Origin of the sequence: Murimonas intestini (assembly GCF_024622195.1) — a bacterium.
Classification (GTDB): domain Bacteria; phylum Bacillota; class Clostridia; order Lachnospirales; family Lachnospiraceae; genus Murimonas; species Murimonas intestini.
The window spans coordinates 229,213-238,385 of record NZ_JANKBI010000006.1 but is presented as its reverse complement, the minus strand read 5'-3'; the positions used below and the strand labels follow the sequence as shown (position 1 = coordinate 238,385).

The 9,173-nt window shown below is 39.0% G+C and carries 5 protein-coding genes; all 5 read left to right on the top strand.

Translation table 11 applies throughout. From position 1 onward, the window contains the following. The first annotated feature begins 448 nt into the window (after positions 1 to 448). Genes NSB28_RS11880 through pglX form a run of 5 tightly spaced genes read left to right on the top strand, consistent with a single transcriptional unit; the run spans position 449 to position 9,167 of the window. Positions 449 to 670, top strand: a complete 222-nt coding sequence (locus NSB28_RS11880; protein WP_109627609.1) for a helix-turn-helix domain-containing protein — start codon at positions 449 to 451, stop codon at positions 668 to 670. Then, positions 670 to 1,260 (top strand): DUF1819 family protein, encoded by a 591-nt coding sequence (locus tag NSB28_RS11875; RefSeq protein WP_109627607.1) that lies wholly within the window; start codon positions 670 to 672, stop codon positions 1,258 to 1,260. The genes NSB28_RS11880 and NSB28_RS11875 overlap by 1 nt, the downstream gene beginning before the upstream one ends. Before the next feature lie 2 nt (positions 1,261 to 1,262). After that, the gene (locus tag NSB28_RS11870) at positions 1,263 to 1,850 is read left to right on the top strand and encodes a DUF1788 domain-containing protein (protein ID WP_109627605.1); all 588 of its coding nucleotides are present in this window, start codon (positions 1,263 to 1,265) and stop codon (positions 1,848 to 1,850) included. Positions 1,851 to 1,867: 17 nt separating this feature from the next. Further along, positions 1,868 to 5,473, top strand: coding sequence for a BREX system P-loop protein BrxC (gene brxC, locus NSB28_RS11865; RefSeq protein ID WP_109627603.1), 3,606 nt, complete (start codon positions 1,868 to 1,870; stop codon positions 5,471 to 5,473). Positions 5,474 to 5,498: 25 nt separating this feature from the next. Next, positions 5,499 to 9,167 carry a BREX-1 system adenine-specific DNA-methyltransferase PglX gene (gene pglX, locus NSB28_RS11860; protein WP_109627600.1) on the top strand — a complete coding sequence of 1,223 codons (3,669 nt, stop codon included), beginning with the start codon at positions 5,499 to 5,501 and terminating at the stop codon, positions 9,165 to 9,167. Positions 9,168 to 9,173 lie beyond the last annotated feature (6 nt).

Genomic DNA, 9,173 nt, shown 5'->3' with positions numbered 1-9,173 from the left:
TCAGATAGAAGAAAAAAGCAAGCCCACCCCTCAAGATTGAGGGGCAGGGGAGCTGAAGTGTCGAAGACACTTATTTATGATGTTCAAAAAACATAGTTTTGTCTGGCAGCACGTTCCTCCTTGTAAAAAAGCCTGATATAAAACCATAAAATCAGCACCTATATCACTTTGATTGTTTGATTGCTGGTTAACTAAATGACATTGGACACTGAACTGCTACAATGCATTAAAAATGTATTTGGAAGAATAGGAGAAGATCTCATGTAACACCGTTAGATTTTTCAAATGAATCGTTCGTAAAGTCGAAGTTTCCATTTGCATTTATCATTGAAGAAAAACATACAGTATGATACAATAATATGGATTGAGAGTATAAGAACGAAAATGAATAACATACTTTCAAAATACAGGAAAACCATAAGTTTTGTATAACGAAGAGGGAATACATATGGCAGTATCATACAATGGATTATGGAAGCTATTAATCGATAAAAACATGAAGAAAGTGGATATAATGAACCAAGTGGGAATCAGCAGCAGTACCGTGGCAAAAATGACGAATGGCAAGCTGGTTTCCATGAAGGTTCTGGAGAAGATCTGCGAGAAGTTAGATTGTGATTTCGGAGATATTGTCCATTATGAAAAAGAAACAAAGGATGGTGGACAGTAATGGAATATAGTGCAGGACTTACATCAAAATTATTCTGGCTGCAGGAGTCCAGAAAAACAGCAGGGTATATCCTGGAAGGGTTTAGCAAGACAGATATCCGAAAGATTGCCTGGGAGGAAAATATCTATCAGGTGAAAGCTGAATATCGTGCCTACGAAGTGTTGAATGGAACCTACAGAAGGGTATCCGCTTTGCCGGAGGCAGTATTGCAGGAATTTATCACTTGTGATGTGGAAACTGCAAAGATTCTGAATCTGATTGCAGTTCTGATGGACAGCAGATTATTTTTTGAATTTTTACATGAAGTATATGACGAGAAGATTCGATTAGGTGAAAAAGAGATCACAGACAGGGATCTGAATGTCTTTTTTGCAGATAAGGTAATGCAGAGTGATGTAGTTGCAGGCTGGACAGATACTGCAGTACGGAAGTTGAAACAGTGCTTCACAAGAATGATGTTTGAGGCTGGATTACTGGAAAGCAGTGCAAAGCCGAGAACGATCAAGCCAATTCATATTGATTATCGTACAGAAGAATTACTGACTGTAAATGGACTTGGAGAATACTTGAAGGCTGTGAAGGGAGTCTAAGGATGGCTGGATTGAGTTTGGAAGAAAGACTGAACCGGATTGAAGATAAGATATCTGAAAAGTCTTTCCGTGAGAATAAGGGACTTGGAAATGAAGTTGGATATTATGTGTTTGATTATGATCCGAGAGCAGAACTGGAAGTGCGTACTCATATCGCATATTTAAAAGGCCGAATCAACAACGGCAATAAAGACTTTAAAATTATAGAAGTTGACCTATTTCATACGATGATTCAGGTATTAGAGGAAGAAGGATATCTGGAAGCCTTCTTTGATCTGGAAAAGGATAATGGCTTTTTTGATATGGCCGACAGCTTGGTAGAAACATTGGGACTGGATGAGACGAACGAACTAAACCTTATTATTTCAAAGATCTTGCAGGAAGATCTGACCGACAGCGTGATTTTTCTGACAGGAGTAGGAAAATGCCATCCAATCATTGCAAGCCATAATATTTTGAATAATTTACATCAGGTGCTGGACAGTGTACCGGTTGTGATGTTTTATCCTGGAGAATACAGTGGACAGGATCTGAAATTATTTGGAACGATGGATTCCAGAAATTATTACCGGGCATTCCGGCTTGTGTAAAACAAAGGAGAAGAAAAATGCAGATTAAAGAGATGTTTGAAAAACAGATTGATCGTGATATTAAGGGCGTAATTAAAGTCGGTCAGTCTGATGAAGAAAATGTATATCAGGAATTGGACGAATATGTGGTAACAAAAGAACTGTTAAAGCATTTCCGTGATTTTTTCGATAACTACGAAAAAGGGATTCATAACAATACTGACAAAATGGGTGTCTGGATCTCCGGTTTCTTTGGAAGTGGTAAATCTCACTTCTTAAAGATTCTTTCTTACCTGTTAAAAAACAGTGTGGTGGAAGGAAAGAGAGCGATCGAATACTTTACAGATGGCAAAAAAGTTGAAGATCCAATGCTGATTGCCAAGATGACCAATTCAGGAACCATTTCTTCTGATGTCATGCTCTTTAATATTGATTCCAAGGGATCTGCAAAAGTTGGCTCAGGGAAAGAAGCCATCGTGGAAGTATTCATGAAGGTATTCAATGAAATGCAGGGATACTGTGGCTCAATTCCGTATCTTGCAGAATTTGAGCGTCAACTTGACAATGAAGATAGATTTGAGGAATTCAAAGAGAAATTTGAAGAGATTGCAGGTGCACCATGGGAGAAAAAGAGACAGGCCTTTGCAGTTATTCAGGATAAAATCGTAAAAACCATTGTAGCGATGGACTTTATGAGTGAGGAAGCGGCTCGTAACTGGTGTAAAAATGCAAAAGTAAGCTATGATCTCAGTATTGAAAAATTCGTATCTCTGGTAAAAGAATATTGTGAGAAAAAAGGACCGAACCACCATGTCATTTTCCTGGTGGATGAGATTGGACAGTATATTGCTGATGATACCCAGTTAATGCTGAATTTGCAGACTATTGTAGAAGACCTGGGAACTGCCTGCAGAGGAAAAGCATGGGTTATCGTTACCAGTCAGGAAGATATTGATTCTATTACAAAGACAAAAGGAAATGACTTCTCAAAGATTCAGGGACGTTTTGATACCAGATTATCTCTGTCTGCATCCAATGTAGATGAAGTTATCCGTAAACGTATTCTGGAGAAGAATGAGATTGCGGAGTCTGCATTGAAGCTGTTATATGAGCAGAAAGAATCCATTATCAAGAATCTGATCACATTTACGGCAGATACTGCAGATAAGAAATTATATACAGACAAGACAGATTTTGCTGATTGCTATCCGTTTATTCCATACCAGTTCAATTTACTTGGACAGGTACTGACAGCCGTGCGTACTCATGGAGCCAGTGGAAAGCATTTATCCGATCAGTCCCGTTCTATGTTGGCACTATTCCAAGAGTCTGCGATTCGATTAAAAGACAGCCAGGAAGGTGTGCTGGTACCATTCAGCTATTTCTATGATCCGCTGCATAAATTCATTGACCATCAGCACAGCCAGGTCATTACGGATGCAGAGGACAATAGCAGACTGGATGAGTTCGATGTAGAACTGCTGAAAGTGCTGTTTATGATTAAATACGTCAAAGAGATCAAGGCAAATGTAGATAACCTTACCACACTGATGATCTCCAATATTGACGATGACCGTATCGTAATTCGTGGAAAGATTGAAGAATCTTTAAAGAAACTGATTCGAGAGACATTGGTACAGAAGAATGGAGAAATCTATATCTTCCTGACAAATGAAGAGCAGGAAATCAATAATGCCATCAATAACGAATCTGTAGAAATGGGAGAGATTATCGGAGAGGCATCCACAGTAATCTTCGAGGAAATCTTTACAGACAAGAAATATCGTTATAGCAGCCGTTATTTATTCCCATTTAACCAGAAAGTAGATGATCGGTATTTCAAGGGAATTCAGTCTAATGATATTGGAGTATCGATAATTACACCATATGGAGAAGATTATCCGGATTCTGCCCTGCGTATGCTTTCCGCACAGGAACATAGTGTGATTGTGAAACTGCCTAACGACAGTACCTTCCTGGATGAAATCACAGAATCTATCAAGATTTATAAGTTCCTGAATAAAAATGCTTCCGGTGCAAGAGGAAGCTTTGACAGTATTCGTCGTGCAAAAGAAGATGAACGTATTGAAAAGAAGGACCGCATCCGTATTTTTATCGAAGATGCCCTGAAACATGCGGATATCTATGTGAATGGAGATAAAGCAAACATTTTAGCAAAAGAACCGGCAAGCCGTATCAATGAGGCACTTGGAAAGTTAGTAGCAATGCAGTATAACAAGCTGACCTACATGGAGACAGCTCCGGAACTTTCTGATATTGCTGCAGTATTCAATGGCAACGACGGACAGGTTTCTTTCCTTGGAACCAGTGATACCACACCGAATAAACTGGCACTGGAAGAAGTGATTCAGGTAATCGGTCTTAACAATGCAAGACATATGAAAACATCCCTGAAATCCCTACAGGATAAATTCGGGGCAGCTCCGTATGGCTTTGATCCGAAAGACGTGCAGTGGCTAGTTGCCATGCTATTTAAGATGGGACGGGTATCCCTGACATATAACAGTCAGAGCCTATCCATGCTGTCTAATACAAAAGATGAACTGGTACGCTATCTGACAAAACGTGAATTTGTAGAAAAACTGCTGATTGATATCAGGGAAAGAGCGACAGACGGACAGATCCGTTCGGCAAAAGAAGTATTGAAGGATTATTTTGGATTCTCTGTATCCAGTGATGATGACGATACAATTATGAGAAACTTTAAGAATAAAGCTCAGGATAAGCTGGATATTTTCAATGAAATCATGATTGAATATCGTGTAAATCCAAAGCTGCCATGTAAATCCTTGATGGAAGAGGCGAAGAAGAATCTGAAAGAACTTCTCTCTATCAAAGAGCCGGTCGAGTTCTTTAAAACAGTAGATAAAAAGCGAGATGATCTTTTAGATGATGCAGACAATACTGCACCGGTATTTGATTTCTTCAAAGGTGGTCAGAAAAAAATCTTTGAAAAAGCACTGGAACAGATCCAGATGTTTGAAAACAGCAAGACCTATGTTCGGGAACAGGGGATCATTGACAACGTGGCTCAGATGGAAGCCATTGTGACGGCAAAGAATCCATTTGGACAGATTCAGAAACTGCCGGATATGTCCATGAAGTTCGTACAGCAGTATGGAGCCTTACTGGAAAAAGAAGCAGAAGAGATGCGACCGATTGTGGATGATGATCTGGAAAAAGTATTATATACGTTAGATGAGAAAGAATTTGCATCTGTATTTAGGGACAAGTTCGTAAATGCTTTTGCAGAACTGAAGCAGAAACTGGATACATCCCATGAGATTGCAGCAGTAAAAAATATCAGACTGGAAAGTGATACATTGAAGCTTCGTTGTATGGATGAGATTACAGAATATGAAGAAGCACATCGTCCGAAACCGGTACAGCCTGTACCTCTGGTAACACCACCGACAGGCGGCGGCCATACGGAACCACCGAAGCCGGTAACACCGCCAGTTCAGCCGAAGCCAAAGAAACGCAAGAATGTATCCATTAGTAACGTAGCTGGTGCGAGAATCTATTCGATTGAAAACGAGCAGGATATTGACAAGTTCCTGGCAGAGCTGAAGAAAAAATTATTAAACGAGCTGGATGAAAATACAATTATTACATTGAGTTAAACATTCCAGTGGGAGGAAATAGTACATGAACAAGAATGCGATAAAGAAATTTGCCATAGAAGCAAGAAAAAAATTGATCGATTCGGTTACAGATAAAGCAGGTATGCTTGGTATCACAGAGAAATCCTGTAGTGAACCAATCACTAAGGGAGCGGACTTTGAAGTATATCAGACGGTTGCAGGAACAGAAGTAACATTGAATAAAAGACAGTGTGAACAGAGAAGACGACTGGTATCTCAAATTGAGTCTCGTGGTTTTGAAGCAGTTGTAGAGGAAGTGGCGTATACCTGGTTCAACAGAATCTGTGCTATCCGTTTTATGGAAGTAAATGACTATCTTCCAAACAGAGTTCGTGTGCTTTCTTCTGAAAAAGAGGGGAAAATGGAACCGGATCTTGTGACACAGGCACCAGATGTAGATTTAGACCTGACAGCACAGGAAAAAGAAGAAATCATCAATTGGAAAATGAGTGGTACATCAGAAGATACCGATAAAATGTACGGTAAATTATTCTTGAAACAGTGCCATCAGCTACATGATATCCTGCCAGGACTGTTTGAAGCAGATTCAGACTATATGGAATTGCTGTTTGGTATTTCTTACACCAATAAAGATGATGTGATTTATATGCTGGTGAATCCGGAGACAGGTATCCCGGAAACAGACTTTAATGTATCCACACTGGATGAAGAAGGCAATCCAACCGGACAGGTAGAGATTATTGGATGGCTGTACCAGTATTACAACACAGAATTGAAAGATGATACCTTTGCAAAATTGAAAAAGAATGTAAAGATCACGAAAGAACGAATTCCGGCGGCAACCCAGCTTTTTACACCAGACTGGATTGTGCGTTATATGGTTGAAAACTCAGTGGGAAGAATCTGGATTGAACACTTACGGGCAGTAGATCCAAGCACAGATGAAAAGACAGTTGCTGAAAAATTCGGATGGAAATACTACCTTCCAGAAGCAGAGCAGGAAGAAGCAGTCAATGTGAAACTGGCAGAAATACGTACCACATACAAAGATCTAAAACCAACAGATATTACTTGTATTGATCCGTGTATGGGAAGTGGTCATATACTAATTGCAATGTTCGATGTATTGATGGATATCTATGAAAGTGCTGGATATGACAAGAGAGAAGCGGCATTTGAAATCGTAGAACATAATATTCATGGACTGGATATCGACCAGAGGGCATATCAGCTCGCATACTTTGCAGTTATGATGAAAGGTCGTGGATATAACCGACGATTCCTGCGTGGAAGAGATGGGAAAACGGAACCGAAAGTGTATGCGATTATAGAGAGTAATGGGATTAACCGGAGTCATCTGAAATTTTTCGGTACACATTTAAGCGAGATGGAACGAAATCTGGCAACGATGCAGATGGAAGGATTACTGGATACCTTTATAGATGCCAGAGAATATGGTTCTATTTTGAATGTAGATACCTGTGACTGGAATGTACTGGAAAAATTTGTAGAAGATTTAGGAACAGATGGACAGATTTCATTTGAAAGTGTAGGAAGTGAAGAAACACAGAAAATTTTACGAAAACTGGTAAGAGTAGCGAAGAATCTGGGACAAAAGTATGATGCAGTGGTGACAAATCCGCCGTATATGGGAAATGGCGGTATGAGCGCAAAGTTGTCTGATTTTGTAAAGAAGAATTATCCTGATAGCAAAGGTGATATGAGCACGGTATGCATGGAAAAAACTTTAACTATGTGTAATTTAAATGGGCATATGGCAATGATTAACATTCCGGTATGGATGTTTTTATCAAGCTATGAAGAATTGCGAAGAAGTTTGCTATCACAAAATACATTTGTTAATATGCTTCATTTAGGAAGGGGTGTTTTTGGCTCTGACTTTGGTACGACTTCTTTTGTAATCAAAAATGGAAATTATGCAAAATACACTGGCACATACCGCCGACTCTTTAGAAAACAAGGAGCTGTAGATTCTGTTGATACCAAAGAAATATGGTTTTTTGATGGAACAGGATATTTTCTATCAAATCAAGATAGATATTTCGATATTCCTGGAACTCCTATTGCTTACTGGGTAAGCAGTAGATTTATTGAGTGTTTTCATAATCAAGCAATATCAGATCTTGCACAAGCACGCTTAGGAATGGCAACAGCAAGTAATGATCGCTTTCTAAGATTGTGGCACGAAGTTGCACTTGACAGAATTGGATTTAATATAAAAAACAGAGATGAAGCACAGTTGAGTAAAAAGAAATTCTTTCCATATAACAAGGGCGGAGAGTTTAGAAAGTGGTATGGGAATAGGGATTATGTTGTGAACTGGGAAAACGATGGACTTGAAATTAGAAATTTCAAGGACGAAAAAACAGGGAGAATTCGTTCACACAATTATAATTTGGATTTCATATTTAGAGAAGGGATAACATGGACGTTTTTATCGTCAAGTAAATTTTCGTCAAGATATTTTGAAAAAGGTTTTTTATGTGATGCGGTCGGATGTGGCTTATATGCTGCTACCAAAGATATTTCATATATAGAGGCACTGTTATGTTCTTCAGTGACAGACTACATTCTCAATGTTCTTAACCCGAGTATTTCGTACCAACCTGGCAATATTGGATCTATTCCATTATGTATTTTAGAGGAAAAACGTCATACAATTGAGGAGATGGCAGATAAGTGTATTTCTAATTCAAAACGAGACTGGGACTCCTTTGAAACCTCTTGGGACTTCAAGCAGCATCCTCTCATCTGTTCTGTTTCCACTGTCTCTGAAGCCTTTGAGCAGTGGAAGACTGAATGCGATGAACGTTTCAATCAGTTGAAAAACAACGAAGAAGAACTGAACCGTATATTTATCGACATTTATGGTTTGCAGAATGAGTTAACACCAGAAGTAGAGGATAAAGATGTCACAGTTCGTAAGGCAGATTTGGGACGGGATATTCGTTCTTTCATTTCCTATGTTGTGGGCTGCATGTTTGGTCGTTATTCTTTAGATGAAAAAGGGCTGATCTATGCCGGCGGTGAATGTGACAGTAGTAAGTATAAGACATTTCTTCCGGATGACGATAACTGCATTCCAATCACTGATGAAGAATATTTCTCAGATGATATTGTTGGACGTTTTGTAGAATTTGTCAAAACTGTCTACGGCTCCGACACCTTAGAAAAAAACCTTGATTTTATTGCAAATGCATTAGGCAATAGGGGTGATACTTCCAGAGAAGTCATCCGTAACTATTTTCTAAAAGACTTTTATACAGACCATCTGAAAGTATATCAGAAGAGACCAATTTACTGGCTCTTCGACAGTGGAAAACAAAATGGATTTAAGGCACTGATCTACATGCACCGTTATGATGCAGACACTGTTGGACGTGTAAGAACAGACTATTTGCACCGCGCACAGAAATATGTAGAAACAGCGATGCAGAGTGCTCAGTATACCATTGACAATGCAACCTCAGCTTCCGAAAAATCGAAGGCAACAAAAGCAGTGACGAAATATACAAAACAGCTTGCAGAAATGAAGATTTATGATGAGGCCATTGCTCATATTGCCAACAAAAGAATCGAGATTGATCTGGATGATGGAGTAAAAGTAAATTACGAGAAATTCCAAGATGTAGAAGTGGCACAGGAAGGAAAGAAAGCATTAAAAGTGGATCTTTTGGCTAAAATTAAATAAGAAGGA